The organism is Streptomyces verrucosisporus (genome assembly GCF_017114865.1).
In the GTDB taxonomy this organism is placed as follows: domain Bacteria; phylum Actinomycetota; class Actinomycetes; order Streptomycetales; family Streptomycetaceae; genus Streptomyces; species Streptomyces fenghuangensis.
On sequence record NZ_JADEYH010000027.1, the window covers coordinates 38,508 to 64,985 of the forward strand.

The 26,478-nt window shown below is 71.9% G+C and carries 26 protein-coding genes and 1 tRNA gene; 17 read left to right on the forward strand and 10 right to left on the reverse strand.

Annotated features, from left to right (window positions below; all coding sequences use genetic code 11):
• Nucleotides 1-228 precede the first annotated feature (228 nt).
• Nucleotides 229-1,266 (reverse strand): helix-turn-helix domain-containing protein, encoded by a 1,038-nt coding sequence (locus tag IQ279_RS23045; protein WP_206351065.1) that lies wholly within the window; start codon nt 1,264-1,266, stop codon nt 229-231.
• Nucleotides 1,267-1,505: 239 nt separating this feature from the next.
• Between IQ279_RS23045 and IQ279_RS23050 the strand changes: the two genes are divergently transcribed.
• From IQ279_RS23050 to IQ279_RS23085, 8 genes are all read left to right on the forward strand, one after another.
• A complete protein-coding gene (locus IQ279_RS23050) occupies nt 1,506-1,874 on the forward strand; it encodes a peptidase inhibitor family I36 protein (protein ID WP_093851645.1) in 369 nt (122 codons plus the stop codon).
• Between the two features lie 98 nt (nt 1,875-1,972).
• Nucleotides 1,973-2,905: a hypothetical protein gene (locus IQ279_RS23055; RefSeq protein ID WP_206351066.1), complete on the forward strand. Its 933-nt coding sequence runs from the start codon at nt 1,973-1,975 to the stop codon at nt 2,903-2,905.
• A gap of 292 nt (nt 2,906-3,197) precedes the next feature.
• Nucleotides 3,198-3,905: a Crp/Fnr family transcriptional regulator gene (locus IQ279_RS23060; RefSeq protein WP_307792495.1), complete on the forward strand. Its 708-nt coding sequence runs from the start codon at nt 3,198-3,200 to the stop codon at nt 3,903-3,905.
• 93 nt (nt 3,906-3,998) lie between these two features.
• Nucleotides 3,999-4,793: a hypothetical protein gene (locus IQ279_RS23065; protein WP_206351068.1), complete on the forward strand. Its 795-nt coding sequence runs from the start codon at nt 3,999-4,001 to the stop codon at nt 4,791-4,793.
• Nucleotides 4,786-7,092, forward strand: a complete 2,307-nt coding sequence (locus IQ279_RS23070) for a hypothetical protein (RefSeq protein ID WP_206351070.1) — start codon at nt 4,786-4,788, stop codon at nt 7,090-7,092. The genes IQ279_RS23065 and IQ279_RS23070 overlap by 8 nt, the downstream gene beginning before the upstream one ends.
• The gene (locus tag IQ279_RS23075) at nt 7,089-8,162 is read left to right on the forward strand and encodes an SPFH domain-containing protein (RefSeq protein WP_206351072.1); all 1,074 of its coding nucleotides are present in this window, start codon (nt 7,089-7,091) and stop codon (nt 8,160-8,162) included. The genes IQ279_RS23070 and IQ279_RS23075 overlap by 4 nt, the downstream gene beginning before the upstream one ends.
• A complete protein-coding gene (locus tag IQ279_RS23080) occupies nt 8,155-9,585 on the forward strand; it encodes a DUF4407 domain-containing protein (protein ID WP_206351074.1) in 1,431 nt (476 codons plus the stop codon). The genes IQ279_RS23075 and IQ279_RS23080 overlap by 8 nt, the downstream gene beginning before the upstream one ends.
• A gap of 88 nt (nt 9,586-9,673) precedes the next feature.
• The gene (locus IQ279_RS23085; RefSeq protein ID WP_206351076.1) at nt 9,674-10,231 is read left to right on the forward strand and encodes a Pycsar system effector family protein; all 558 of its coding nucleotides are present in this window, start codon (nt 9,674-9,676) and stop codon (nt 10,229-10,231) included.
• Between the two features lie 154 nt (nt 10,232-10,385).
• Here the strand turns inward: IQ279_RS23085 and IQ279_RS23090 are convergent.
• Together IQ279_RS23090 and IQ279_RS23095 are read right to left on the reverse strand one after the other, a co-directional pair.
• Nucleotides 10,386-10,459 (reverse strand) — tRNA-Pro (locus tag IQ279_RS23090).
• A gap of 96 nt (nt 10,460-10,555) precedes the next feature.
• On the reverse strand, nt 10,556-11,497 hold the full coding sequence (locus IQ279_RS23095; RefSeq protein WP_206351077.1) for a metallophosphoesterase: 942 nt from the start codon (nt 11,495-11,497) through the stop codon (nt 10,556-10,558).
• A gap of 154 nt (nt 11,498-11,651) precedes the next feature.
• Here IQ279_RS23095 and IQ279_RS23100 point away from each other — a divergent pair, with 154 nt between their 5' ends.
• Entirely contained in the window at nt 11,652-12,116 is a 465-nt protein-coding gene (locus tag IQ279_RS23100) for a GatB/YqeY domain-containing protein (RefSeq protein ID WP_206351079.1), read from the forward strand.
• Between the two features lie 128 nt (nt 12,117-12,244).
• Here the strand turns inward: IQ279_RS23100 and IQ279_RS23105 are convergent, their stop codons facing one another.
• The gene (locus tag IQ279_RS23105; protein WP_206351081.1) at nt 12,245-14,668 is read right to left on the reverse strand and encodes a transglycosylase domain-containing protein; all 2,424 of its coding nucleotides are present in this window, start codon (nt 14,666-14,668) and stop codon (nt 12,245-12,247) included.
• Between the two features lie 396 nt (nt 14,669-15,064).
• Here IQ279_RS23105 and IQ279_RS23110 point away from each other — a divergent pair, with 396 nt between their 5' ends.
• Nucleotides 15,065-15,424 (forward strand): WhiB family transcriptional regulator, encoded by a 360-nt coding sequence (locus tag IQ279_RS23110; RefSeq protein ID WP_206351083.1) that lies wholly within the window; start codon nt 15,065-15,067, stop codon nt 15,422-15,424.
• 88 nt (nt 15,425-15,512) lie between these two features.
• Here IQ279_RS23110 and bagB read toward each other — a convergent pair whose 3' ends face one another.
• The gene (bagB, locus tag IQ279_RS23115; RefSeq protein ID WP_206351085.1) at nt 15,513-16,853 is read right to left on the reverse strand and encodes an ATPase BagB; all 1,341 of its coding nucleotides are present in this window, start codon (nt 16,851-16,853) and stop codon (nt 15,513-15,515) included.
• Nucleotides 16,850-17,839 (reverse strand): ATPase BagA, encoded by a 990-nt coding sequence (bagA, locus tag IQ279_RS23120; RefSeq protein WP_206351087.1) that lies wholly within the window; start codon nt 17,837-17,839, stop codon nt 16,850-16,852. Before bagA ends, bagB begins: the two co-directional genes overlap by 4 nt.
• A gap of 169 nt (nt 17,840-18,008) precedes the next feature.
• On the opposite strand from bagA, the gene sp36 reads away from it, so the two are divergent.
• The 4 genes from sp36 (at nt 18,009) to IQ279_RS23140 (ending at nt 20,556) form a co-directional block, all read left to right on the forward strand.
• A complete protein-coding gene (sp36, locus tag IQ279_RS23125; RefSeq protein WP_181768530.1) occupies nt 18,009-18,167 on the forward strand; it encodes a Sp36 family protein in 159 nt (52 codons plus the stop codon).
• On the forward strand, nt 18,164-18,640 hold the full coding sequence (locus tag IQ279_RS23130) for a RidA family protein (protein ID WP_206351089.1): 477 nt from the start codon (nt 18,164-18,166) through the stop codon (nt 18,638-18,640). Before sp36 ends, IQ279_RS23130 begins: the two co-directional genes overlap by 4 nt.
• A gap of 156 nt (nt 18,641-18,796) precedes the next feature.
• Nucleotides 18,797-19,729, forward strand: a complete 933-nt coding sequence (locus tag IQ279_RS23135; protein ID WP_206351091.1) for an NUDIX hydrolase — start codon at nt 18,797-18,799, stop codon at nt 19,727-19,729.
• Nucleotides 19,726-20,556, forward strand: coding sequence for an MBL fold metallo-hydrolase (locus IQ279_RS23140; protein ID WP_206351092.1), 831 nt, complete (start codon nt 19,726-19,728; stop codon nt 20,554-20,556). The genes IQ279_RS23135 and IQ279_RS23140 overlap by 4 nt, the downstream gene beginning before the upstream one ends.
• Before the next feature lie 90 nt (nt 20,557-20,646).
• Here IQ279_RS23140 and IQ279_RS23145 read toward each other — a convergent pair whose 3' ends face one another.
• Nucleotides 20,647-21,321, reverse strand: coding sequence for a Crp/Fnr family transcriptional regulator (locus IQ279_RS23145; protein WP_093657459.1), 675 nt, complete (start codon nt 21,319-21,321; stop codon nt 20,647-20,649).
• Between the two features lie 366 nt (nt 21,322-21,687).
• On the opposite strand from IQ279_RS23145, the gene nth reads away from it, so the two are divergent.
• From nth to IQ279_RS23160, 3 genes are read left to right on the forward strand one after another with little or no spacing between them, the layout of a single operon-like run.
• Nucleotides 21,688-22,431 carry an endonuclease III gene (gene nth / locus IQ279_RS23150; protein ID WP_241028596.1) on the forward strand — a complete coding sequence of 248 codons (744 nt, stop codon included), beginning with the start codon at nt 21,688-21,690 and terminating at the stop codon, nt 22,429-22,431.
• A gap of 11 nt (nt 22,432-22,442) precedes the next feature.
• Entirely contained in the window at nt 22,443-23,195 is a 753-nt protein-coding gene (locus tag IQ279_RS23155; protein ID WP_206351096.1) for an NUDIX hydrolase, read from the forward strand.
• A gap of 13 nt (nt 23,196-23,208) precedes the next feature.
• The gene (locus tag IQ279_RS23160; protein WP_206351104.1) at nt 23,209-24,408 is read left to right on the forward strand and encodes a MarP family serine protease; all 1,200 of its coding nucleotides are present in this window, start codon (nt 23,209-23,211) and stop codon (nt 24,406-24,408) included.
• 150 nt (nt 24,409-24,558) lie between these two features.
• Here IQ279_RS23160 and IQ279_RS23165 read toward each other — a convergent pair whose 3' ends face one another.
• The 3 genes from IQ279_RS23165 to IQ279_RS23175 form a co-directional block, all read right to left on the reverse strand.
• Entirely contained in the window at nt 24,559-24,753 is a 195-nt protein-coding gene (locus tag IQ279_RS23165) for a hypothetical protein (RefSeq protein WP_093657465.1), read from the reverse strand.
• An 82-nt stretch (nt 24,754-24,835) separates the two neighbouring features.
• Nucleotides 24,836-25,726, reverse strand: coding sequence for an alpha/beta fold hydrolase (locus tag IQ279_RS23170; protein ID WP_241028598.1), 891 nt, complete (start codon nt 25,724-25,726; stop codon nt 24,836-24,838).
• A 131-nt stretch (nt 25,727-25,857) separates the two neighbouring features.
• Nucleotides 25,858-26,340, reverse strand: a complete 483-nt coding sequence (locus tag IQ279_RS23175) for a phage holin family protein (RefSeq protein WP_206351098.1) — start codon at nt 26,338-26,340, stop codon at nt 25,858-25,860.
• Between the last annotated feature and the right edge of the window lie 138 nt (nt 26,341-26,478).

Sequence of the window (26,478 nt, forward strand, 5' to 3'; positions counted from 1 at the left end):
TCAGGGTATTGATCATCCGTCGACCGGAACAGCCTTGCCAAAGCACATGCACATCACATATGCAGCGTCAGAATCCTTGTCGGACAGACGTTTTCAAGCCATCCGCCGCCATGCGCGACCGTTGCTCCCCCGAACACTCGCCGCCCGGCGGGACCGGACGCGGGGGCGGTCCGGCGTATCGAGGAGGCAGCGGCTCCTCCCGGCGGACCGCCCGTCCGGCGGCGGCTGTCAGCTCGTCTCCGCCTCCGCCTCCTTCTCCGCTTCTGCTTCCGCCTCCGTCCCGGTCCCCGTGCCCGTCTCCGTGCCGCTCTCCGTCGGCGCGGCCTTGCGGGCCGGCTCGCGTTCGTCGGTGAGCGCGGGAGGCAGAGGCGAGGAACCACCCTGCGGAGTGCAGACCTCCTTGCCCCCCACCACCCCGCAGGCACGCGCGGCAGCCGGGAAGGCCGCCTCGACCATGGGTGAGTAGGTGTCGTTCTCGTAGGTCACCGAGCGCTGGTTGTGCACGCCCTTGGGACCCTCCACCCTGGCGGTGTCACCGACCTCCGCGTCCGTGATCCGAGCCCAGGCGGCCCGGCATCGCGGGCTGTAGCGCAGTTCGATGTAGGTGCGGCCGGACCAGGTCGCCGCCGCGGTCCACGCGCCTATGTGGCAACCCAGTCGCTGAGAATCCTTGTCCCGGCATTCGTATTCCGTACACCCGGGTCCGCTCCCCAGGACCTGCCGGTCCCGGCTTTCCGTTCCGTTCCCGCCGAAGAACCAGGCCCCGATCATTATTCCGGTGACCAGTGCCACGAGAGCGAGAACCGCGGAAAACAGATTCGTTCTCGTCCGATGCCCGCGGTCCGGTGCGGTCGCTTCGTCCCGTGCCGTGGGGTGTGGTTTCTCCGAATTCCGGGAGGAGCCGGCTCCGGCGTCCACCGGGACGGGTCTCTCCCCGGCAGGCTCTCCTCCGGGCGCCGGACTGCCGCGGGGCGGGGTCTCCCCGGGTCTTCCGTGTGCCGCCGGTCCCCGGTGCCCTTCCCGGGTCCTCAGCCGCAGGAGAGGGTGCGGAGCGACTCCGACGACCGCCGCGAACTCGGTGATCGCCGTCCTCGGCGGCAGGGACTTGCCGTTGAGGTACCGCTCCCAGGAGGACCGGCTGTAGGACGTCCGCTCGGCCAGAGCGCTGATGGTCAGACCACTGTGCGTACGCAGGAAGCGTAACCGCTCCGCCAGGGAGCCGTGTTCCTCGTGGTGTGGCTCGTCCTTTTCGTGAATGTCTGTCATGGAATGGGAATTCCCCTTGTCTGGAGGTGAGGCGAGACGGGGATCCCCATTCTTTCCCAGGTCCGGCCACCGCTCCAACGGGTGCCGAGGCCACGGGCATGACGTGTCCCGGGACGTCCCGTTCCCGCCCGGGATAACGGAAGACGCTTCCGAGGCCCGGGGCGGGGCCCATAGCTTCGTTCCGTGCCGCCGGCCGACCGGTCCGGGGCAATTCCCAGATCACAGGAGAGGAATCACGCATGCGGTTCAGCACCCGAATTGCCGCAGTCGCTTCCACCGTCGCCCTCGCCGGGGGCGGAATGCTGGCCACGGCCGGCACCGCGCAGGCGGCGAAGTCTGACTGCCCCAAGACGTACCTGTGCTCGTGGGCCACCACGAACTTCTCGGGCCTCCCCGGAAAGGTGGCCTACGACAACTCCAACCTGCGCCAGTACTACAAGTTCGCCAACTCCCGTTCCATGTACAACAACGGAACGAGCTGCAGCGTGCGCGTCTGGGCTGGGACCAACTACACGGGCTCCTCCGTGGTCTTCAAGATCGGCTACCAGCTGCACGACACCTCGAACAGCGTTCTCAGGAACGGCGCGGGCTCGAACCGCTGGTGCTGACCCGGTCGCATCCGCCGACCTGACGGTGCCCGGCCCGGACGCGCAACGGGGGCGGCCGGGCCGGGCACCGCCGCACCGAGTACCCCGAGGAGACCCGTATGAGGACCCGGACCGGCGGAGCCGTGCTTCTGCTCGTCCTGACGGGCGCCACGACCGCGGCCTGCGGCGACGGTGCCTCCCCTACGCCCGCGCCCCCTTCGCAGACGGACGTCGTGATCCCCTTCGGGCACCGCGTACCGGCCCTGACGAACGGTGAGCAGAGCCGGCTGGACCGCATGGAACGCCGGCTGGTGGACGACTGCCTGGCCGACAGGGGCATCGACGTCGAGCCGCTGCGCCTCCCGTCGCCGCCCGCCGCCGCCGACGAGACGCCCGCCTGGAACCCGTACGGGCTGCTCACCGAGGACTTCGCGGTCAAGGAGGGGTACGGCATCACCGGACCGGTGCTCCGGGGCGAACCCTCCTTCGGGGCGGAGCCCGCCCGGGACGCCGGCGAGGACGAGGAGGCGTTCGAGAAGGCGCTGACCGGCACGGAGGAGCACCGGAAGACGGTCCGCCTCCCCACGGGCGAATCCTTCACGGTGAACACCGACGGATGCCAGTTCCGGGCCGGCGAGAAGCTGTATGGCAAGGACTGGGACCGGCTGATGTACACGTACCAGTTCCTCGCGAACCGGGTCGTCGAGGACGTCGAACGGACCGATGAGGTCAAGCGCGCCAGGAAGCGGTGGGCCGCGTGCATGACCGACGCCGGGCATCCCGTCTCCGACGGCTCCGCCGCGGAACTGGTCGGGAAGCGGACGGACGCCGCGAAGGCCCGGGCCGGGGAGGGCGACGGCCGGGCGCTGCGGTCGGCGGCCGGGTACGAGCTCGCCGTGGCGCGGGACGACGCCCGCTGCCAGCGGGAGAGCGAGCTGTGGGAGGCGGTCTCCGCCGCCCAGCGCACGGTCGAGCGGCCCATGGCCGACAAGCACCGAAAGCAGCTGGCCGGCTACGCCGGAGCCCTGGAGCGGGCCAAACAGCGGCTGTGACGAGCCCTGCCCCCGGTACGGACGAGGGACGCGGCCGGGACCGGCCGCCTCCCGGCCCGCCCGGTGGGACCGCGGTCTCCGGTCGCCCGGCCATCCGGCGCGCCCGGCGCGGCAAAGCCCGCTGTCTGGTCAACTCTTCTCGCAGAGAATGCGTGTTCGGTCAATTCCGGCTGAGAAGAACGAAAACAGGCCACATTCCGTTCAGGCTGTTCACCGGCGCCCGGCCCGGCGGCAGCATGGTCGGGCTTGAACGGCGTGCGGCGCCATGGAACGAGAACGCCGGGGAGGGCTGGTGAACCACGTGTGGCCGCCGACCGCATTTCTCGGCCGGTTGCTGAACACGACGCGGGAAGAAATCCTGCGCCAGGGCACTCCGATGACCTATCCGCCGAATCGCGTCCTGCTCCAGCAGGGCGACGAGAGCCGGCACGTCCTGCTGATCACAAGCGGTGTCGTGAAAGTCGTCGCCAGCTCGGAAAGTGGCTACGACATGCTGCTCGCCGTGCGCGTGGCGGGTGACCTGGTCGGAGAGATGGCGGCCTTCGAGGAGCGCCCCAGGTCCGGCACGGTGGTCGCGTGCGGCGACGTGACCGCCCGGATCATCCAGGTGAGGGCGCTGGAGGCGTTCCTCTCCCGGCATCCCGACGCCATGCGGGCCGTCCTCCACATGCTGTGCGCCCGGCTGCGCTGGGCCAATCGGCGCCGGATCGACTTCCAGGCCTACGACGCGCTGACCCGCCTGGCCCGGGTCCTGGCCGAGTTGTGCCAGGCATACGCCCAGCCTGCGCCGGGCGGCGACGGCAGGCGGTGCGACCTCGGGGTGACGCTGACACAGAAGGAACTCGCCTCACTGGCCGGCCTGAAGCTCAACACGGCGGAGAAGAAGCTCGCCGCGCTGACGGCCCAGGGACTGGTGGAACGCAGCTACCGGAACATAACCATCTGTGACGTTCCGAAGCTGCTCGAATTCGCCAAAGTCCTTGCCGACAACCCGTACTGATACGGAATCACCCCACGCCTCCTCTCCTAACCTCTCGGACAGCACTTCGTGGGCAGTTTCTGCCCACCGCCTGCCCAGAGAGGAAATGACCGGGTGGATACGTGGCCTGACTTCCATCCCTGCGCCTGCATAGCCGTGGACGCGCAGGCCTACGGAAGCAACAACGACCGTAGGCAGTCCGAAATCCAGCACGATCTGCCGCGGCTTCTCGACCGTGCCGCCAGGGGCGCCGGTCTCGACCGCGCGCAGTGGAGGATCCAGCACAAGGGCGACGAGCAACTGGCCGTACGGCCCGTCGACGGCAGGGAACCCCGCCTGGTCGACGACTACGTCCGCCATCTCGCCGCCGGGCTGCGCGAGTACAACGCCCAGCGGGTCCCCCGGGCCCGCATGCGGCTGCGGGCCGTCATCCACCAGGGACCGGTGGAACTGGCCGACAACGGCTTCGCCGGCACAGCCGTGGTGGCCACGGCGCGCCTGCTGAGCGCGCGCCCGCTCTACGACGCCCTGGCCGCACACCCCGAGGCCGATCTGGTGCTGCTGCTGTCCGACGATGTCTTCCGGTCCACGGTGGCGGGCGGCCACACGGTACTGACACCGGAGGACTTCACCCGCGTCACCGTCCGGGTGAAGGAGTACGAGGCCGCGGCCTGGCTGCACGTGCCCGTGCTCGGCACACCGGCCACCGCGTCACACGGGCCCGGGTCCGCGGAGGCGTCCGGGTCCGGGGAGGCGGCACGGAGGGAACCCGCGGCGGTCCGGTCCGGACCGGCCGGCGCGGGCGGGACCGGCGACGAGTACCGCGCCGACAACATCAGCGTCACCAACATCGCCGGCGCCGTGGACGCACGGGGCGCCGTCTTCGGCTTCGGGAGCGCCGGTGGCTGACGGACCGGAACCGGACGGCGGGCTGACCGTACCGCCCGTGCCCGCCCCCGACCAGAACACCGAACCGCCCGAACCGCCCGAACTGCCCGTACCGGACGGCGCCGGGGGCGTGCCGGAGGCCGAAGCGGCCGCGTCCGGCCCGGACGCCGGCCCGGACGCGGCCGCCGAACGGCGCCGGGAGCCGGACGAACACGATGAGGACGAACGGGGATACGCCGATCTGCGCCACGTCCACCAGCTCGTCAGCAACAACTTCTACGGCACCGTCGATGCCGCGGGCGCGGCCTTCGGCTTCGGCGCCGCACCGTCCCCCGGTCTCGCCCCCGGCGTCATCGAGCCCGGGGAGGTGGACCGCGCCCTGCGGTTCTACGTCCCGCCGCAGCCCTGTTTCGAGGACGCGCTCGACAGACTGCGCGAGGACGCGCTCGTCGTGCTGACCGGCCAGGACGACTGCGGCCGGGGCGCGGGCTCCCTGGCCCTGCTCAGGGAGGTCCTGGGCCGGGGGACCAGGCTGCGCAGCCTGTCGCCCGCCAACGCGCTCGCCGGTCTGGCCACGGCGCGGGACCTCAGGCCGGGGCAGGGGTACGTCATCCTCGACTACGTCGGCGAGCTGAACGCCGCGGCCGTGCAGGCGTACGAGATCGGGCGGCTGAGCGGGGAACTGCGCCGCAAGGGTTCGTACCTGGTGATCACGGCGGGCGGCGCGACCAGCCGGCGGCTGGCGCTGCAGGACCACTGCGTGGCATGGCGGGCCCCGGACCCCGTGGAACTGTTCGAGCGGTGCCGACGACTGCTGCCCGGCACCGCCCTTGCGCCGGACACCGAACAGGAGCTGCGGGAACGGGTCGGCGAGCAGCGGCGGCCGGCGGATGTCGTCGCCGCGGCCGTGGCCCTGTCCCGGGACGGCGCGGAGGGCGCGCTGGACACTCTGCGAGACCGGTGCCGGGAACTGGTCGAGGAGCTGTTCCGCAAGCAGCCGCCCGCGGAGGACCTGATCCCGCTCGCGGCCCTGGCCTTCCTGGAGGGCATCCCCGAGCGGACGTTCGAGAAGGAGTGCGCCGCGCTCACCACCCATGTCCGCACCTGGGAGCAGAGCGGCGGGACGCCGGCCGCGGAGCCGGACGACGAGGCCGGCACGGTGTCGCGCGGCGCGGTGACCCAGCAGTCCCGGGCCCGCTGGAGGGACCGGGCGGCGGGGCTGGTGAGGGCCGAGCACCGGCCCGGCTCGGGACGGAACACCGGACGCAGCGAGCGGTGCCTGGTCTTCACCGAACCCCGTGCCCGCGAGTTCGTCATCGCGGAGCTGCACGACCTGTACGGCTACGAACTCTGGTACCCGCTGCGCCGGTGGCTGGCCGAGCTGGCCCTGCTGGGCGACCTGGAGACCCGTACGGAGGTGGCCCGCGGTGTCGCGTTCCTGGCTCGGCACGCGCTCGTCGAGGTCGACGAGAACCTGCTGAGGGTCTGGTCCGACGGGCCCGCCAACCAGCGGGTGACCGCCGCGCTGACGCTGCAGTTCATGTGCGACGTCGAGCATCTCGCGCCGCAGGCCCTGAGCACCGCGCTGAGCTGGACGGCCAACAACGGATCGGGCCGGGCCGTGACGGCGGCCATGGCGCTGACGGGACGCCTGGGCTCCCTCTACCTCATGGAGGCACTCGGCCGGCTGTGGTTCCTGACGCAGCGCGGGGAGCGGATCGCTTTCTCGGCCCGTCGCTCGCTGGTCCTGCTGCTGCAGACCGCCGAACAGGAACCGGAGCGCGCGCTACTCATCCTCCGGTACGTGCGGACCATGATCGCAGAGGCGACGCCGGGGTCCAGGGAGTTGTCGGTCGCGCTGCGGAACGCCGTTCAGCTCCTCGCTGCCGACCGGCTGGACAGCGCCGAGCCCCTCACCGCGGCACTTGTGCGCACCGTCCCGGGCAGCCCCCGCCACCTGGGGTTCCTGTGGGCGGACATCCTGCACAGCGGCAACCGGATCCTGGCGGTCGGCGAGCTGTGCCGGACGCTGGTGCAGCTGCGGGACGACCCGTCTGTCACCGACGCCGTACGCGGGCTCGGCGAGGCCATGCGGAACGCCATGAGCGAGCGCCGGTGGGCCGCGCTCCGCCGCCACCTGTCCATCGCCCTGAGGCACCCCGACTTCGCGATACCCGGCGCCCGCCAACTGGCGCAGGTGCTCATCGGGTCACTGCGCGGTGGAGCGGCGGCGGACTCCCGGCACTCCACCGCGTCCCTCCAACCCACTCCCCCGCCCACTCCCGCTCTCACTTCCGTCCGAGGAGGCCGAAGCAAGTGAACTACCCGGTCATCGCCGAGCACATCCTGGCCACGGTCCAGGGCGCCTGGTGGTCTCGGCGCCGTCGCCGCGACGACGTGCCGCAGCTGCCGCCCGGCGCGGTCCACGTCTTCAGGGTCGGCGGAAACTACCGCACGTTCCCCGAGGGCATGGTGTTCGATCCGTCCCACCCCGACGTACTCGACGCCTCCTCGGTCAGCCTGATCGACACCCGGGCGCGCCTGGTCGAGGTGGAGCGCACACTCCCGTCGGTGAGCGAGGCGGACAACTTCACGGTGCGGGCGTCCTTCACCTGCCAGGTGACCGATCCGACCGTCGTCGCCCGGCAGGGCGTCATCGATGTCACCGTTGCGCTGCGTGCCTATCTGATGGGCGACGCCGACCTGCCGAGGGTGAGCGCCGGGCACCGCGTGGAGGAGGTCAACGCGGTACGGACCGAGGTCGGTCACCGCATGACCGCATACAGCGCGATCGTGCCGCCGCGGGTCGCGGGCATGAGCGTGGAGTTCGTCAGCGCCGAGGTGCACGCGTCGGACGACCTGCGGGACTGGGAGCAGAAGCTGCGCGACGAGCGGAGGTCCTGGGAACTCCAGCGCGGGCAACGCGACTTCGAGACCCAGGACGCACTGCGGATCGCGGAACTGCTCTCCCAGGGGTCCGATCACGTGGACGCCTTCGGCATCGCCCGTAAGGAGATCGACGTCACCGAGGCGGCGGCCCGCATCCACCGGACAGCCGAGGAGGAGTCGGACCGCCGCCACGAGGCCGAGACCTCGGACCGGGCCCACGCGCAGGCGCGCGAGACCGCGGAGACGCAGGTGCGCCGCGACATGCTGCTGACGCTGCTGCGCCAGATGGGCGGCAGCGAGTACGTCGACTACCACCAGGTCCTGGAACAGGTCCTGAGGGAGACGGGCGGCAACGCCGCGCCCGGCATCGGGGCCGCAGCCGGTGCCACCCGCATGGTCGAACCAGGGTCGGCGTACCCCGGCCGCACGGCTGCGGACCGGAACGGCTCGCGCGACCCGCAGACCGGTTTCGTCAAGGACGAGGACGGTCTCGTTGACTGACCTCCTGACGAGCCATGTGACGGCCCCCGGCACGCCGGACGGCCAGGGTTCGGGCGAGGACGCCGCCGCGAGCACAGCTGACGACCGGGCCGGCGCCCGCACCACCGGCACCGGAGCCCCCGCCCGCACCGCCCGACACTCACGGACCCCCCGCGGTTTCGACGCCGCACGACGGCTGCGCGTCCTGACCGGTGTCGACGAGGAACTGCTGGACAGGGTCAGCTACGAGCGGAGCAAGTACACCGCCCTCGGCGGAGTGGTGCTCGGCACCTCGGCCATCGCGGCTTTCTCCATGTGGAACTTCGCGACCGAGGCGCTGGGCAGGGTCTCCCTCATAGCCATCGTCCCGACGGTCATCTGGATGCTGTTCGTGCTCAACCTCGACCGCTGGCTGGTCACTCCCCAGCCGAACGCGCGGCGACGGGTCGGGCCACTCCTCACACGTCTGCTGATCGCCCTGATGCTCGGCGCGGTGATCGCCGAGCCTCTGGTGCTGCGCATCTTCCAGACGGCCATCGAAGAACACGTCGCCGACGAACGCACGGACGCCATCGACCGGTTGCGCACGAACCTGATCCGCTGCAACCCCGTGCCGTCCACGACGCGGACCGTCATCCCGAAGGGCTGCGAGGGGACCTACGTCCTCTCCTTCGGCAAGACGCCCGGGGAGCGGGCCGAGGAACTGGCGACTCTTCGCTCCGACGCCGAAGCCCTGCAGGAGCGGGTGGACCGGGACACCGGCAGGCTGGAGGACATCGACTCAGAAGTCCGGGACGAGTGCCGCCGGCTGGTCCGCATAGCCGCCACCGGCCTGTACCAGCGGACATCCGAGTGCCTGCGCCTGCGCGAGAAGGCACAGGACTACCGCACGACCCACCGCACCGACGAGAACGAGAAGCGACTGGCCCGCATGAACAGCCGCATCTCGAAGATGGAGGCCAAGCAGACCAAGTCACGCGGCGACTTCCTCAAGGCCCGGGCCGACGGCGTGGAGCGGCGGCTGGAAGAGGAGCGCGCCAAGCAGAAGGAGATCGGCGTCCTGGAGCGGATGCGGGCGCTCGACCGGCTCGCGACCGGGAACCCGGTGCTGTTCGTGGGCATCTGGCTGGTCCGCCTGCTGTTCGTCCTCCTTGACGTACTCCCTGTGCTGGTGAAGTACCTGAGCGGCGAGTCCGCGTACGACCGGATGCTCACCAGCGCCAGCAACAGCGCGGTCAAGATCCACGACGAGGAGGTCCGGTTCGCCGAGCGCCGGGCCGTGGCGAACCTCGAGATGGCCCAGGACACCATCGAGCAGGAGGTTCGGCGCCACCGGGCCGAGTCGGAGGCCGCGTTCCGCGAACACACGGCAGCGATGAACATCCGGACCCGGCAGGCGGTGAGCGCGTTGGAGGAGGAGATCCGCCGCTCGTCGGCGGTCTGACGCGCCCGCCTCCGATGGGGGCACAGCACCACGGCCGCCCCGCACGCCGGGGCGGCCGTCCGACACCGACGGAACGGAAGGGCAGAGCATGACCACACCCGGAGGCGATGCCGACGCGGCCCCGGACGCCGCCAGGGCTCCGGACACCGCGGCCACTGCCGACCGCGGCGCGGAACTCGCCAGGATCCTGCTGGCCGAGGCCCGTGAGGAACTCGTGAAGGCCGACAACAAGGCCGGCCTCATGCTGGCGTCCCTCGGGGCGTCCCTGACCGCCCTGCTCGGGGCGATCGGCAGCGGTGTCATCGTCCCACGGGGGTACGCCGTCGTCCCGCAGCTCCTCCTCTGGGTGGGCTGCGCCGCCTGCGTACCGGCGATCGTCCTGCTCGGCCTGGCCGTGACCCCGCGGCTCGGAAAGTCCCACCATTTCCGCACCCACTACTTCGGTGACGTCAGGCTCGCGATGTCGGTCACACACCTGGAGCGCACGGTCCGCCGCACCGACCCGGTGTCCCGGGACCTGAGCCAACTGGCGGCCCTGTCCCAGATCGTCTGGACCAAATACCGCTGCATACGCCACGCGCTGGCCTGGAGCACGGCCTTCTACACGCTCACACTGCTGGGCATAGTGACGGGAGCGTCGACATAGCAGCGCACCGGCCGGGCAAAGACGGGTCGCCCGACCGCAAAGAGCTCGGGCGGGATTCGCCCAGCTCCAAGCGGCTCCCGAGAGCGCCCCATGAAACAGGTCAGGGGCCCGACCCGCTCTCGCGGATCAGGCCCCTGACCTGGTGTTTCGGCTGTCGGGGTGGCGGGATTTGAACCCACGACCTCTTCGTCCCGAACGAAGCGCGCTGCCAAGCTGCGCCACACCCCGTGTGCAACGAGGACTACTTTAGCCCACGCCCGCGCTCAGGAGAAATCCGGTTTCCGGGGTGCGGCGGAGGCGGGACGGGGGGTGTGGCGGGCGCGGTCAGGGGCGCTCGATCAGGGTGAGGAGAGTGGCCTCCGGGGGGCAGGCGAACCGGAAGGGGGTGTAGCGGTTGGCACCGCAGCCCGCCGAGACGTGGAGGTAGGAACGGTGGCCGTCCGCCTCGTGGTGGGACAGGCCGCGGGCCCGGTCGGTGTCCAGGTCGCAGTTGGTGACCAGGGCGCCGTAGAAGGGGACCCGGAGCTGGCCGCCGTGGGTGTGGCCGGCCAGGATCAGCGGATAGCGGTCGGCGGCGAAGGCGTCCAGGACGCGCAGGTACGGGGCGTGGACGACGGCGAGGGGGAGGTCCGCGTCGTGCTCGGGACCGCCGGCCACCTCGTCGTAGCGGTCGCGCTTGATGTGCGGGTCGTCCAGTCCGGTGAGGGCGATCTCCTCGCCGCCGTCGAGCTTGATCCGGCCGCGTGTGTTGGACAGGCCGACCCAGCCCGCCGCGTCGAATGCGTCGCGCATCCCCTCCCACGGGTTGTGGACGGCGCCGACGACCGGGGGGTTGCCGTTGAGGCCGTGGCGGCCGCTGGCCTTCTCCAACAGGTAGCGGGCGGGGTTGCGCAGCCGGGGGCCGTAGTAGTCGTTGGAGCCGAAGACGTACGCGCCGGGGAACTCCATAAGCGGGCCAAGAGCGTCCAGGACCTCGGGGACGGCCTCAGGGTCGGAGAGGTTGTCACCGGTGTTGACCACGAAGTCGGGCCGCAGCCCGGCCAGCGACTGGAGCCAGTGCTGCTTCTTGCGCTGGCCGCCGACCATGTGGATGTCGGAGACCTGGAGCACGCGCAGCGGCCGCATCCCGCGGGGCAGTACGGGCACCGTGACGCGCCTGAGGCGGAACGAACGGGCTTCGACGCCCGCCGAGTAGGCGAGGCAGGCCGCGCCTACCGCCGTGATGCCGAGGGGGATTCTGAGGGAGAGCGGGTATCGCGCAGGCATGGGCCCATGGTCGCAGACATACGGGTGGGGTGCGGACGCACGGGCGACGGGAACGGCCCAGGCCGGGGCCGCGTGGGGAGGAGGGACGGGGGGCCGGGGGCGGCGCGGCACAATGTGGTGGGCGTCGGGCTCCACCTCCTGGCACACTTCCGACATGACCACGCTCAAGACCCGGCTCCAGGACGACCTCACCGCGGCGATCAGGGCACGCGACGAGCTGCGCTCCTCCACCCTCCGCCTCACGCTGACCGCGATCCAGAAGGAGGAGGTGGCGGGCGAGAGCGCCCGTGAACTGTCCGACGCCGAGGTCGAGAAGATCATCACCCGTGAGGCCAAGAAGCGGCGCGAGGCGGCGGACGCGTTCGCCAAGGGCGGGCGCGCCGAGCAGGCCGAGCGGGAGCGCGCGGAGGGCGAGGTGCTCGCCGAGTACCTGCCCAAGCAGCTCACCGACGGGGAACTGGACGCGCTGGTGGCCGATGCCGTGGCGGAGGCCGGGGCGGCCGGGGCCGAGGGGCCGAGGGCCATGGGCGCAGTGATGAAGATCGTGAACCCGAAGGTGGCGGGGCGTGCGGAGGGCGGCCGGGTGGCTGCCGCCGTCAAGAAGCGACTGGCGGGCTGACCGCTTACCTGCGGGCCTACGGCTCGCAAGTCCGCAGGTAGGCGGAGGAACGGCGGAGGGGCCCCGGTGCGGGGCCCCTCCGGTGTGTTCATGTGTGTTTCTGTGAGCGCCGCGTGCTGCCGTACCGGCTACCGCGGGCTCCAGCCGCCGTCCTGGCCGGAGGTCTGCCAACCTCCGTTGCTGTTGGTGCCGTTCGTGCCGTTGCCGCCGCCGGCGTCCCAGCCCCCGGTGGTGGAGGTGGCGCCGATGCTGTCGCCGCCTGTTTCGCCACCGGTCACACCGCCCACGGTGGTGCCCACCGTGGCACCGTCGGTGGTGCCGCCCATGGTGCTGGCGCCTCCGCCCCCGCCGGGGCCCCCGTTGCCGCCTCCGCCGATGATGCCGGGCGGGAGGGAGATGTCGGGGAACGGGTTGCCGGGACGCCGGTCACCGGGCTTGTCGTCGTCTCCGCCGCGGTCCCGGTCCTTCTTGTCGTCGGTGTCGGCCCGCGGCACCCGGACGTCGTTGAAGGATTCGACGGGCTCGCCCTTCAGAGCCCCGCGCATCGCGGTCTTCCAGATGGGACCGGGCAGACAGCCACCGCAGACCTTGCCGTAGTAACGGCCGCCGATGGTGAGGTCGTACATCTCCATCGGGGTGCCGACATCGTCGCCGACCCATACGGCGGTGGAGAGGTTCGGGGTGTAACCGACGAACCAGGCGTCCTTGCGGCCGTCCGTCGTACCGGTCTTGCCCGCGTTGTCGCGGTCGGTCAGGCCGGCCCTGGTGCCGGTGCCGTCCTCCACCACGCCCTTGAGCATCTTGTTGACGGAGTCCGCGATGTGCTCGGACATCGCCCGTTCGCACTTGGTCCTGGGGACCGGGAGCTTCTTGCCGTCGGCGTCGGTGATCTTCTCGATCGCCACCGGCGAGCAGTAGGTGCCGCGGTTGGCGAACGTGGCGTACGCGGCGGCCATGGTCAGCGGGCTGCTGTTCTGGCCGCCCAGGATCATGGCGGGCCGCTGCTCGAGGGACTCGCCGTCGCCGCGCTTGACCCCCATCTTCTCGGCCATCTTCACGATGTCGCAGAGACCGACCTTCTGACCCAGGTCGACGAAGTAGGTGTTGATCGACTTGCTGAGAGCGCCTGTCATGTCCCAGGTGCCCTTCTCGGACTCCAGTTCGTTCTGGACGGACCACTCTTTGCTGCCGTAGGGCTTGTTGCCGCAGACCGTGAACTCCCCCTCCTTGAAGGAGGTCTTCCAGTCGCTCTTGTAGGTGCTCGCGGGGCTGATGCCCTCGGCCATCGCGGCGGCGGCGACGATCGGCTTGAACGTCGAGCCGACCTGGAAGCCACTGGTGCTGCCGCCCATGTCGTTGTCGACCGAGAGGTTGAGCAGGGTCTGGTTCTTGTTCTGGTCCAGGCCGTACGGGCGGCTCTGGGCCATCGACAGGATCCTGCCGGTGCCGGGCTCGACCTGGACCACGGCGGTGGCCACCGGGTCGTCCTCGTAGACCATGCTGGTGGCGGCGTCGGCGGAGGCCTTCTGCGCCTTGGGCGAGAGCGTGGTGCGGACGGTGAGGCCACCGCGCTTCCACAGGTCCTTGCGCTCCTCCTCGGTCTTGCCGAAGACGGGGTCGCTCAGAATGACCTTGCGCACGTAGTCGCAGAAGAAGCCCGCCCTGTCGACGGAGGTGATGCAGCCGCTCCTGGGCTTGCTGACCTTGAGGCCCAGGTCCTTCTTCTTGGCCGCCGCGACGTCCGCCTTGCCGGCCGCCCCCGTCTCGGCCATGCGGTTGAGCACGATGTTGCGGCGCTTGACCGCCCGGTCGGGGTAGTTGACGGGGTCGTAGTAGGTGGGGGACTGGACGAGCCCGGCCAGCAGCGCCGCCTCGTGGAGCTCCAGGTCGGCGGCGTTCTTGGAGAAGTAGCGCCGGGCCGCGGCCTCGATGCCGTACGCCTGCTGGCCGAAGAACGTGATGTTGAGGTAGTTCTCGAGGATCTGCTCCTTGCTGAGCTCCTCCTCGATCCTGATCGCGTACTTCAGTTCCTGGATCTTGCGGCCGATGGTCTGCTGGGTGGCCTCGGCGACCTTCTCCTGGTCGTCGCCGGCCTGCTCCACGAAGACGTTCTTGACGTACTGCTGGGTGAGGGTGGACCCGCCCTCGGCGACCCCGCCCTGCTGCGCGTTCCTGTTCAGGGCGCGCATCACGCTCTTGAGGTCGATCGCGCCGTGCTCGTAGAAGCGGGAGTCCTCGATCGCGACGATCGCCTTCCGCATGGTGGGGCTGATCTTCTTCAGCGGCACCACCGTGCGGTCGCGGTAGTAGTCGGTCGCGATCAGGTTGCCCTCGGAGTCGAGGATCCGGTTCTTCTGGCTGAGCGGGGGGCGCTTGAAGTCCATGGGGATCTCGTCGAAGCTCTCGACGGTGCCCTTGGCGGCCAGTCCGAGGCCGCCGGCCACAGGCAGCGCGATGCCCGCCAGCACCGCTCCCGAGAGCACGCTGACGCCGAGGAACTTGGCGGCCTGTTGGGTCCCGGACAGCCCGCCACCCGAGCGCTTGTTTGGCATGAGGGCAGCCTACGTTCTCAATCGCCGGACAGGTGTGCGTGTGTTCGCCTACGCTGTATCACGTCTGACACGGTCGTTCGGTTCCTTGTCAACTCACGGTTCACTCCATCGGGTGTTGAGATGTGACCGAATTGCAATCCGGTGTCAGGGAACGTCCGGTCTCGATCTCTTGCAATATGCGCATGATGTCTGTTTTCTGACGATGAGTCGAGATCATTCTTCAGTCACTCCGTTGGGTGATCTGCCACGCACGCATAGTCCGTTCGGGCCATTCAAGATTGGGCCCGTCGGGGGTGTTGCGCCCTGGCCACCTTCCGTAACGTCCTGCCCTGGCAGCGGTGAATATGCCGTCTGCCGCCGTGGGGGAGCCTCGATTCGGGAGAGGACGGCGCCGGCATGGGCTGGGTTACCGACTGGAGCGCGCAGGCGGCCTGCCGCACTGCGGATCCGGATGAACTGTTCGTACAAGGGGCGGCGCAGAACCGCGCCAAGGCGGTCTGCACCGGATGTCCGGTGCGCACCGAGTGCCTGGCCGACGCCCTGGACAACCGTGTGGAGTTCGGCGTCTGGGGCGGGATGACCGAGCGGGAACGGAGAGCGCTGCTGCGCCGCCGCCCGACGGTCACCTCCTGGCGGCGGCTGCTGGAGACCGCGCGCACCGAGTACGAGCGCAGCGCGGGCCTGCTGCCCGTGGAGGTCGAGATGCGCGAGCACGACACGCGGCGGTACAGCGGCGACTACGCCGCCGCGGGCTGAAACCGTTCTCCGGGTTCCGGCAGGGCCCGCGGAGGCGCCCACGGCGCCGGCGCGCGGACCACTGGACCGGCAGGGCCGGCGGTGAGGCTCAGGCGGGCTCGACGCCGGGCTGCTCCGCCAGGCGCCCGCCGATCGTCCGCAACCCCTCCAGGTCGTGCACATCGCCCGGCAGCGCGGCTACCTCGGCCACCGGCACCTCCGGGTGCAGCGCGGCGAAGCGGTCGCGCGTGCGCCGCTCGCGCGCCAGGACGTGCATCCGCTCCGCGTGCAGCCTCAGCATGCCCGCGGCCAGCCGCTCGGCCGTCGCGGGAGCCGAGGGGGATTCCTCGGGGAGGCCGCCGGAGCCGTCGCCGGAGCCGTCGCCGGAGTCCGGGGCGGACCGCTCATCGTCCTCCTCGCCGTTGGGGGGACCGACGATGCCGTCCTCCTCGAGGTTCTCCGCGGCCGCCAGCGCCCGCTCCGCGCTGAGGTGGGCCGCCTCGCTGCCGTGCATCCGGTTCAGCACGAGTCCCGCCAGCGGCATCCGGTCCGCGGCCAGCCGCTCGACGAAGTACGCCGCCTCGCGCAGCGCGTCGCGCTCCGGGGCCGCCACCACCAGGAACGCCGTGCCCGGCGCCTGGAGCAGCCGGTACGTGGCGTCGGCGCGGGTGCGGAAGCCGCCGAACATCGTGTCCATCGCCGCCACGAACGTCTGCATGTCGCGCAGCAGACCCGTGCCCAGCAGCTTGTTGAGCAGCCCGGTGAACACCGACAGCCCGGACACGCCCAGGTTCACGAACTTCAGCCCCGCCCGGCCGCCGGCCTTCGCCGGAGCCGTCAGCAGCCTGATGAACCGCCCGTCCAGGAACGATCCCAGGCGCTTGGGCGCGTCCAGGAAGTCCAGCGCGGAACGGCTCGGCGGGGTGTCCACGATGATCAGGTCCCACTCGTCGCCCGCGCGGAGCTGGCCGAGCTTCTCCATGGCCATGTACTCCTGCGTCCCCGCGAAACCGGCCGACAGCGACTGGTAGAAGGGATTCTCCAGGATCGCGCGGGCCCGCTCGGGGTCGGTGTGGGCCTCGACGATCTCGTCGAAGGTCCGCTTCATGTCGAGCATCATCGCGTGCAGCTCGCCGCCCGGCGCGCCGTCGACGCCCTCGACCCGGCGCGGGGTGTTGTCCAGCTCGGTCAGGCCCATCGACTGGGCCAGCCGGCGGGCCGGGTCGATGGTGAGGACGACGACCTTCCGGCCGCGTTCGGCCGCGCGTACGCCCAGGGCCGCGGCCGTCGTCGTCTTGCCCACGCCGCCGGCGCCGCAGCAGACCACGATCCGGGTGCCGGGGTCGTCGATCAGCGCGTCGACGTCCAGCACCGGAAGCGTGCCCAGCCCGGGCGCCTGTCCGTACGTCTGCGTCTGTGCCGCACCCGCTTCGGCCGTCCGTGCCGTCACCGGGCCACCCCCTGTTCACGCAGCTGTTCGCGAAGCTCGCCGGCGAGCAGGTAGACGCCGGGCAGGTCGGCGCCCTCGGCCAGCAGCTCCAGTTCGTACGCGGGCAGCTCCAGCCCGGCTATCTCCGACCGCAACTCGCCCTCCAGCGCCAGCCGCTCGGCGTGCTCGTGGGCCTGGCGCAGCAGCGGGCCGATCAGCTGCTCGGCCTTGCCGCCGCGCCGCGCGCCGCCCAGACCCGCCCGGGACAGTGCCTTGGCGATCTCGGTGCGGGACTCCTCGGCGGCCCGCACCGCGGCCCTGTCCAGTACCGCCGGCCGCGTCATGTTGACGAACACGCCGCCGACCGGCAGCCCGGTGGCGCGCAGCTCGGCGACCCCGTCCACGGTCTCCTGGACGGGCATCTCCTCCAGCAGGGTCACCAGGTGCACGGCGGTCTCGGAGGACTTGAGCACCCGCATCACGGCCTGGGCCTGGTTGTGGATCGGGCCGACCCGGGCCAGCCCGGCCACCTGGTCGTTGACGCCGAGGAAGCGGGTTATCCGGCCGGTGGGCGGCGCGTCCATGACCACCGCGTCGTAGACGAAGCCGCCGCCGCGGGTGCGGCGGCGCACCGCCTCGCAGACCTTGCCGGTGAGCAGGACATCGCGCACGCCGGGCGCGATGGTGGTGGCGAAGTCGATCGCGCCGAGCCGCTTCAGGGCACGTCCCGCGCCACCGAGCTTGTAGAACATCTGCAGGTAGTCCAGCAGGGCCTTCTCCGCGTCGACGGCCAGCGCGTGCACCTCGCCGCCGCCCGGCCCGACGGCGATCTTCCGCTCCTCGTACGGCAGTGCCTCGGTCTCGAAGAGCTGGGCGACGCCCTGCCGCCCCTCGACCTCCACCAGGAGTGTGCGTTTGCCCTCCTCGGCGAGGGCGAGCGCGAGTGCGGCGGCGACCGTCGTCTTTCCGGTCCCGCCCTTGCCGGTCACCACATGCAGCCTGCTCACCCTTCGGAGCCTAACCACCGGACGGGGGGAGTACGCGTGCGGATGGGCCATGGAGGTGCGCCCGGGCTCCGGCGGCGGCGGACCGGGACGGCGTAGGACGGCGGGGACGGCGGGGGACACCGGGGGAGGGCGCGGGGCGGGCCGCGGGGCACGGGCTAAGGTCGGCCCCATGACGAAATGGGAATACGCGACCGTACCGCTGCTCGTGCACGCCACCAAGCAGATCCTGGACACCTGGGGCGAGGACGGCTGGGAGCTGGTCCAGGTGGTGCCCGGCCCGAACAACTCGGAGCAGCTCGTGGCGTACCTGAAGCGGGAGAAGCAGTGAGCGAGGCGCGCGGCTCGGTCGAGTCCAGGCTCGCGGAGCTCGGGCTGACCCTGCCGGAGGTGGTGGCGCCGCTGGCGTCGTACGTCCCGGCGGTGCTCTCCGGCTCCTACGTGTACACCGCGGGCCAGCTGCCGATGGTCGACGGCGCGCTGCCGGTGACCGGCAAGGTCGGCGCCGAGGTGACGCCGGAGGAGGCCAGGGACCTGGCCCGGATCTGCGCGCTGAACGCCCTGGCGGCCGTGAAGTCGGTCGCCGGCGACCTGGACCGGATCGCCCGGGTCGTCAAGGTGGTCGGCTTCATCGCCTCCGCCCCGGACTTCAACGGTCAGCCCGGCGTGCTCAACGGCGCCAGCGACCTGCTGGGCGAGGTGCTGGGCGACAAGGGCATGCACGCGCGCAGCGCGGTGGGCGTCGCGGTGCTGCCGGTCGACGCACCGGTCGAGATCGAGATCCAGGTCGAGCTGGCGCACTGAGCCACCGGGCGGCAGGCCCCTGTACCGGTCCGCACCGGCCCGCTCGGTGCGGACCGGTGCGAACGGGGACAGGCCGCCGTCGGTGGCGGGCCGCGGGGTCCGCGGTGTTCGAGGCCCGCACTCGAACATCGCGGCCCGCGGCCGTACGATCCGGCCATGCCGTCAACGCCGCCGTCATCCGCCTTCTCCACGCCCCAGCGCGACGGGCAGTGGTACCCGCCCGAGTGGCCCGAGCGCATCCGCGCCCTGGCCGAGGGGAGGCTCACGCCCGTGCCCCCGCGCCGGGCGGCTACCGTGATGCTGCTGCGGGACGCCGAGGGCGGTCCGGCCGTCCACATGCTGCGCCGGCGCGCCTCCATGGCCTTCGCCGCGGGCGCGTACGCCTACCCCGGCGGCGGGGTGGACCCACGCGACGAGGGCGCGGTCGCCTGGGCGGGCCCGGCGCGCGAGGAGTGGGCGCGGCGGCTCGGGGTGGAGGAGGCGGTCGCGCAGGCCGTCGTGTGCGCCGCCGTGCGCGAGACCTTCGAGGAGGCGGGCGTCCTGCTGGCCGGCCCGGACCCGGACACGGTCGTCGCCGACACCACCGGCGAGGGCTGGGAGGCGGACCGCGCCGCCCTGGTGGCCCGCGAGCTGTCCTTCGCCGACTTCCTCACCCGCCGCGAGCTGGTCCTGCGCAGCGACCTGCTGGGTGCCTGGGCGCGCTGGATCACCCCGGAGTTCGAGGCGCGGCGCTACGACACCTGGTTCTTCGTCGCCGCCCTGCCCGAGGGGCAGCGCACCCGCGACGTCTCCGGCGAGGCCGACCGCACGGTGTGGATCCGCCCGGCGGACGCGGCCGCCGCCTACGACCGGGGCGAGCTGACGATGATGCCCCCGACGATCGCCACCCTGCGGCAGCTCGTGCCGTACGCCGGCGCCGCCGCGGCGCTGGAGGCCTCCGGGGAACGGGACCTGACGCCCGTACTGGCCAGGGCGAGCCTGGAGGACGACGGATCCGGCGGGCAGCGGGTGGTGCTGAGCTGGCCGGGGCACGAGGAGTTCACCAAGCACGTGCCGGCGGCCCGGCGGACGGCGGGGGGCGCGCCGTGACCGACGCCTCCGCCCTGCCCGGGCAGCCGCGCGGCGGCGCCATCGACGGCATGGGCACCGCCCGCGCGGTGTGCGTGCTGGCGCCGAACCCCTCGCCGATGACACTGGACGGCACCAACACCTGGATCGTCGCCGAGCCGGACTCGCCGCTGGCGGTCGTCGTCGACCCCGGTCCGCTGGACGAGGGGCACCTGCGCCAGGTGATCGACACCGTCGAGCGGTCGGGCCGGCGGGTTGGGCTGACGCTGCTCACCCACGGCCACTGGGACCACGCCGAGGGAGCCGCCCGCTTCGCCGAGCTGACGGGGACGGCCGTACGTGCCCTCGACCCGGCGCTGCGGCTGGGGGAGGAGGGACTGGCGGCCGGGGACGTGGTGACCACGGGCGGCCTGGAGCTGCGGGTGGTGCCCACACCGGGGCACACCTCGGACTCGCTCAGCTTCCATCTGCCCGCCGACGGCGCGGTGCTGACCGGCGACACCGTCCTGGGGCGCGGCACGACGATGGTGGCCCACCCCGACGGGCGGCTGGGCGAGTACCTGGGCTCCCTGCGGCGGCTTCGCTCGCTGACCGTGGACGACGGCGTGCACACGGTGCTGCCGGGGCACGGGCCGGTGCTGGACGACGCACAGGGGGCCGTCGAGTACTACCTGGCGCACCGGGCGAGCCGTCTGGCCCAGGTGGAGACGGCCGTGGAGGCGGGCCACCGGACGCCGCAGGAGGTCGTGGCACACGTCTACGCGGACGTGGACCGCTCGCTGTGGCCCGCCGCCGAGCTGTCGGTGCGGGCGCAGCTGGAGTACCTGGAGGAGCACGGCCTGGTGTGACGGGCCGTGCCTCCGGGCTGCGTTCCGAAGGTCCCGGGGCTGTAAGGACTCCGGGCTCTCCGGGCTCTCCGGGCTCCGGGGGAGCGGGGGTCAGCGCGAGCGCTTCGCCAGCCGCTCCACGTCCAGCAGGATGACCGCGCGGGCCTCCAGCCGCAGCCAGCCGCGGCTGGCGAAGTCGGCCAGCGCCTTGTTGACGGTCTCACGGGATGCGCCGACGAGCTGGGCCAGCTCCTCCTGGGTGAGGTCGTGCACCACGTGGATGCCCTCCTCGGACTGCACGCCGAAGCGGCGCGACAGGTCCAGCAGTGCCTTGGCGACACGGCCGGGCACATCGGAGAAGACCAGGTCGGACATCGAGTCGTTGGTGCGGCGCAGGCGCCGGGCGACGGCGCGCAGCAGCGCGGTGGCGACTTCGGGGCGGGCGTTCAGCCAGGGCTGGAGGTCGCCGTGGCCCAGGCCGAAGAGCTTGACCTCGGTCAGCGCCGTCGCCGTGGCCGTACGGGGGCCCGGGTCGAACAGGGACAGCTCGCCGATCAGCTCGCCGGGGCCGAGCACGGCCAGCATGTTCTCCCGGCCGTCCGGGGAGGTGCGGTGGAGCTTGACCTTGCCCTCGATCACGACGTAGAGCCGGTCCCCGGGGTCGCCCTCGTGGAACAGGGCCTCACCCCGCGCGAGCGTCGTCTCCGTCATGGAGGCACGCAGCTCGGCGGCCTGCTCGTCGTCAAGCGCCGCGAAGAGCGGGGCGCGCCGCAGAACGTCGTCCACGAGTTCTCTCCTTGTCCACGTGCCCACGGGTCTGTCGCCCCCATGATGCCGGACGGTGAAACAGTGCGATCAGTCACAAGTTTGACGCACCCGGCGTCCGGCGCGTGCGCCAGGGGTCCGATTGGGCCCCGGATCGGCGGCGAGCGGGGCGGATGTCGGCGCTCCCCCGTACGCTGGCCGGGTGTCCAACACGCCGGTGAGGCCGGACGGAAAGGGGGCGTACGGGTGACGGTGTCCCGCGACCCATCCCAGGATTCCGCCGTGGGCGAACGAGTGTCCGCCGAACGGGTAACGCAGGCGAAGCCGCCGAGAACGGCCGGGGGAGGGAGGAGGAAGGCGGGGAGCAAGCCGGAGACGCGGCTGGCCATGGTCCGCCGTGCCCGCCGCATCAACCGCGAGCTGGCCGAGGTGTACTACTACGCCCACCCCGAGCTGGACTTCGACAACCCCTTCCAGCTGCTGGTCGCCACCGTCCTCTCCGCCCAGACCACCGATCTGCGGGTCAACCAGACCACCCCCGCCCTCTTCGCGGCCTACCCCACGCCGGAGGAGATGGCCGCGGCCGACCCCGAACGGCTGGAGGGGCTGATCCGGCCCACCGGCTTCTTCCGCAACAAGGCCAAGTCGCTGCTGGGCCTCTCCGCGGCGCTGCGCGACCGTTTCGGCGGCGAGGTGCCGGACAGCCTCGAGGACATGGTCTCCCTGCCCGGCGTCGGCCGTAAGACGGCGCACGTGGTGCTGGGGAACGCCTTCGGCAGGCCCGGCCTGACGGTGGACACCCACTTCGGGCGGCTGGTGCGCCGCTGGCGGCTGACGGAGCAGACCGACCCGGAGAAGGTCGAGGCCGAGATCGCCGGGATCATCCCGAGGAGCGAGTGGACGATGTTCTCGCACCGGGTCGTCTTCCACGGCCGCCGCATCTGCCACTCCCGCAAGCCCGCCTGCGGCGCCTGCCCGATCACACACCTGTGTCCCTCCTACGGCGAGGGCGAGACGGACCCGGAGAAGGCGAAGAAGCTGCTGAAGTACGAGATGGGGGGCCTGCCCGGCCAGCGGCTCAAGCCCCCCGCGGACTACCCCGGGCAGCCGGCGCCGCCACTGGGCGCCTGAGCGGAGCGCGGATGAGAGAGGCACAGGAGAAGCACCGCGGTCCCGTCGCCGGTCCGGCCGCCGGCCCGGTGGCCGTCACCGACCGGGGGCTGCCGGACTGGCTGCGCCCGGTGGCCGACGTGGCGTCGACGGTGCGGGCGCGGCAGCTCAGCCGCTTCCTGCCGCCCAGCGACGGGGGCGGGCGGCAGTCCGCGGTCCTGGTGCTCTTCGGGGAGGGCGGCGGGAGGTCCGGGAGCGTCGGCGGTGGGGCGGGGACCGGGCCGGAGCTGCTGCTGATGGAGCGGTCCTCCAGCCTCCGCTCGCACGCCGGACAGCCGTCCTTCCCCGGCGGCGCCCTCGACCCGGAGGACGGCGATCCCGAGGGCGACGGGCCGCTGCGCGCCGCGCTGCGGGAGGCGGAGGAGGAGACCGGGCTCGACCCGTCCGGGGTGCAGGTCTTCGGGCGGCTGCCGCGCGTCTACATCCCGGTGAGCGGGTTCGTCGTCACGCCCGTACTGGGGTGGTGGAGGGAGCCGAGTCCGGTGGCCCCGGTGGACCCGGCCGAGACGGCCCGGGTCTTCACCGTGCCCGTGGCCGATCTCGCCGACCCGGCGAACCGTGCCACGGCCAGACACCCCAGCGGCTACCGCGGTCCGTGCTTCCTCGTCAGCGACGCGCTGGTGTGGGGCTTCACCGCCGGGATCATCGACCGGATCCTGCACTTCGCCGGATGGGAGCGGCCGTGGGACACCGACCGCAGCGTCCCCCTGGACTGGCACGCGTGAGACGGTGGGCGACGTGAACGTGCTGGACGTACTGCTGCTGCTCTCCGCCGTCTGGTTCGCGGTCGTGGGCTACCGCCAGGGTTTCGTGGTCGGTGTGCTGTCGGTCGCCGGTTTCCTCGGGGGCGGGCTCGCCGCGGTCCATCTGCTGCCGCTCCTCTGGAACGAGTTCACCGACGGCGCGTCGCCGGGGACGGCGGGTGCGATCGCGGCGGTGGCGGTGGTGATCGTGTGCGCCTCGGTCGGCCAGGCGTTCACCACCCATCTGGGCAACCGGCTGCGCCGGCACATCACCTGGTCGCCGGCCCGGGCGCTGGACGCCTCCGGCGGCGCCCTGGTGAACGTCGTGGCCATGCTGCTGGTCGCCTGGCTGATCGGCTCGCTGCTGGCCTCCACGGCCGTGCCCGTCGTCGCCCGTGAGGTACGCGGCTCCGCGGTGCTGCACGGGGTCTCCCGGGCGCTGCCGGACAGCGCCGACACCTGGTTCACCGACTTCACCTCGGTGCTCGCGCGGAACGGCTTCCCGCAGGTCTTCTCGCCGTTCGCCAACGAGCCGATCACCTCGGTGGAGCCGCCGGATCCTGCCCTGGCGCGCAGTCCGGCCGTAGCCCGCGCCAAGCGTTCCATCGTCAAGGTCCTGGGCACCGCGCAGAGCTGCGGCAAGGTGCTGGAGGGCACCGGCTTCGTCTTCGCCCGCGGCCGGGTGATGACCAACGCGCATGTGGTCGGCGGCGTCGACGAGCCGACCGTACAGATCGGCGGCGAGGGCAGGCTGTACGACGCCACGGTCGTCCTCTACGACTGGGAGCGCGACATCGCCGTGCTCGACGTGCCGTCACTCCAGGCGCCGGCGCTGCGGTTCGTGGAGGACGACGCGGAGACCGGCGACGACGCGATCGTCGCGGGCTTTCCGGAGAACGGCGGGTTCGACGTCCGCTCCGCGCGGGTACGCGGCCGTATCCAGGCGACCGGCCCGGACATCTACCACCGGGGCACGGTGCGCCGCGACGTCTACTCCCTGCACGCCATGGTCCGGCAGGGCAACTCCGGCGGCCCGCTGCTGACGCCCGACGGCAGGGTCTACGGCGTCATCTTCGCCAAGTCCCTGGAGAACGAGAGCACCGGCTACGCGCTCACCAACGACGAGATCCGCCAGGACATCCTGCAGGGACGGGCGTCCCGGGGGCCGGTGGACAGCCAGGGGTGCGCGATGTGAGGACCGGTGTCCGGCCCCCGGTTCCGCCACCCGGCCACGGCCCCGGCTCCGCCGCCCGCCACGGCTTCGGCGGCCGGACGGCGGCATGGGACCGGAGGAGGCCCGACCGGAGGAGGACCGGGCGGTGCGGCGGGCGCTCGGTGGGCGGCGTCAGCCGCGCGTATGGCGCAGCCGCGCGCCTACCCAGCGGGCACGGCGGCGCAGGATGTGAGGGATGCCGAGCTGGGGATCGCGGAGATCGCCGAGATCGCGGTGGTCCCGCGCGGAGCGCGGGGGCGAGCCCTGCGCGCTGCTCTGTTCCCGGATGTCGCGTGACACGTCACGGTAGTCGTGCGTCCAACCCATACTCCGGACTCTGCCCGTGCCTCAAGGTCGGTAACCGCCCAATGGTCCGTCAATTGGCCTATGCGGGCGTCACGTGCTCTTATCATCGGTCCGGTTCGGGGTCCTTCAGCCAGTCGACGAGCTCGCTCGTGAACGCCTTCGGATCCTCCTCGTGAGGGAAGTGGCCCAGCCCGTCGAACAGCCGCCAGCGGTACGGGGCCTCCACGTACTCGCCCGAGCCCGCCGCGCTGCGGGTGCGCATCACCGGGTCGAGCGAGCCGTGCAGGTGGAGGGTGGGGACACGGACCGGCCGCTTCATACGGCGGTTGAACTGGAAGCCGTCCAGGCGTGCCAGCGAGCGGACCATCCACCGGTACGGCTCGATCGAGCAGTGCGCGGTGGATGGGACGCACATCGCCCGCCGGTAGACCTCGACCGCGTCGTCCTCCGGCAGCCGGGGCCCGGCCCACTCCCGCAGCAGGCGGCCGACCAGCGCTCCGTCGTCCGCCACCAGACGCCGCTCGGGAACCCAGGGACTCTGGAAGCCCCAGACGTACGCCCCGGCCGCCGTCTGCCGCAGGTCGCCGAGCATGGCCGCGCGCCAGCGGCGCGGGTGCGGCATCGAGGCCACGGCCAGGCGCCGGACCAGCTTCGGGCGCATCACCGCCGCCGTCCACGCAAGGTAACCGCCCAGATCATGACCGACGAGGGCGGCGTCGGGCTCGCCCAGGGAGCGGATCACGCCGGTGACGTCGAGCGCGAGGTTGGCCGGGTCGTAGCCGCGGGGGGTGCGGTCGCTGCCGCCCACGCCCCTAAGGTCCATCGCGACCGCGCGGTAGCCCGCCTCGGCGAGGGCCGGCAACTGGTGCCGCCAGGCCCACCAGAACTGCGGAAAACCGTGCAGCAGCATCACCAGCGGGCCCTCGCCCATCTCGGCGATGTGGAAGCGCGCACCGTTGGCGGCGACGTCCCGGTGTGTCCAGGGGCCGTCCATCCGGATGACGGAGGAGGGGGCGCCGGAGTGGTTCACGCCTGCCGCGCCTGTCGTGTCTGCCGTGTCGCTCATCTCTGCCGTGTCCGTCGTGCCCGTGTCGCCCGCGCCGTCCGTGCTGTCCGTGCTGTCCGTCATGTGGAAGAGCGTGTCACGTGCTCGACGGCCATGGGCTCCGCCTCGACGGACTTGAGCTCCCTCCGCGCGCCCGGAACGGCTCGGGGGTGAGGCTTGACGCCCGACAGCACGGCCGCCGACTGCTTGGCCGAAGCGATCGAACGCTCGGGCGGCTTGATCTTGGACAGCTTGGCCTTGGCCAGCAGCAGGAGCACGAGCGCGAGCAACAGGTACACGCCTCCCACGATGGTGAACGACCAGGCGAGCCCGATCCCCAGGTTGTGGATGCCGTAGGCCGCGGCGAAGCTGAAGACCGGCAGTGAGAAGAGCGCGAGGATGCCCGCGGCGACGGCCGCGCCGCTGCCGATCGCGCCGCGCTTGACGTCCTGCCGCAGCTCGGCCTTGGCCAGCGCGATCTCCTCGTGGACCAGTGCGGACAGTTCGGTCGTCGCCGAGGCGACCAGCTGACCGATGCTGCGGCCGTCGTCGGCTGGGCTCATCTCGTACTTCCTCTCGTCGTGGCGGTCGATGGCTCAGAGCCAGGGTCTGCATCATGCCGGACCGCGGTGCCCGCCGTCGCACACGGTGTCGGCGAGCCGCCCGTGCGCGGGCCGCCGCAGCGGACAGGGGCGCCCGGC

What these genes read in the sequence shown, in the direction of transcription:
- IQ279_RS23045 (WP_206351065.1), bottom strand. Translation starts at nt 1,266, where the DNA reads ATGACAGACATTCACGAAAAGGACGAGCCACACCACGAGGAACACGGC.
- IQ279_RS23050 (WP_093851645.1), top strand. Translation starts at nt 1,506, where the DNA reads ATGCGGTTCAGCACCCGAATTGCCGCAGTCGCTTCCACCGTCGCCCTC.
- IQ279_RS23055 (WP_206351066.1), top strand. Translation starts at nt 1,973, where the DNA reads ATGAGGACCCGGACCGGCGGAGCCGTGCTTCTGCTCGTCCTGACGGGC.
- IQ279_RS23085 (WP_206351076.1), top strand. Translation starts at nt 9,674, where the DNA reads ATGACCACACCCGGAGGCGATGCCGACGCGGCCCCGGACGCCGCCAGG.
- IQ279_RS23095 (WP_206351077.1), bottom strand. Translation starts at nt 11,497, where the DNA reads ATGCCTGCGCGATACCCGCTCTCCCTCAGAATCCCCCTCGGCATCACG.
- IQ279_RS23100 (WP_206351079.1), top strand. Translation starts at nt 11,652, where the DNA reads ATGACCACGCTCAAGACCCGGCTCCAGGACGACCTCACCGCGGCGATC.
- IQ279_RS23105 (WP_206351081.1), bottom strand. Translation starts at nt 14,668, where the DNA reads ATGCCAAACAAGCGCTCGGGTGGCGGGCTGTCCGGGACCCAACAGGCC.
- IQ279_RS23110 (WP_206351083.1), top strand. Translation starts at nt 15,065, where the DNA reads ATGGGCTGGGTTACCGACTGGAGCGCGCAGGCGGCCTGCCGCACTGCG.
- sp36 (WP_181768530.1), top strand. Translation starts at nt 18,009, where the DNA reads ATGACGAAATGGGAATACGCGACCGTACCGCTGCTCGTGCACGCCACC.
- IQ279_RS23135 (WP_206351091.1), top strand. Translation starts at nt 18,797, where the DNA reads ATGCCGTCAACGCCGCCGTCATCCGCCTTCTCCACGCCCCAGCGCGAC.
- nth (WP_241028596.1), top strand. Translation starts at nt 21,688, where the DNA reads ATGGTCCGCCGTGCCCGCCGCATCAACCGCGAGCTGGCCGAGGTGTAC.
- IQ279_RS23155 (WP_206351096.1), top strand. Translation starts at nt 22,443, where the DNA reads ATGAGAGAGGCACAGGAGAAGCACCGCGGTCCCGTCGCCGGTCCGGCC.
- IQ279_RS23165 (WP_093657465.1), bottom strand. Translation starts at nt 24,753, where the DNA reads ATGGGTTGGACGCACGACTACCGTGACGTGTCACGCGACATCCGGGAA.
- IQ279_RS23170 (WP_241028598.1), bottom strand. Translation starts at nt 25,726, where the DNA reads ATGGACGGCCCCTGGACACACCGGGACGTCGCCGCCAACGGTGCGCGC.
- IQ279_RS23175 (WP_206351098.1), bottom strand. Translation starts at nt 26,340, where the DNA reads ATGAGCCCAGCCGACGACGGCCGCAGCATCGGTCAGCTGGTCGCCTCG.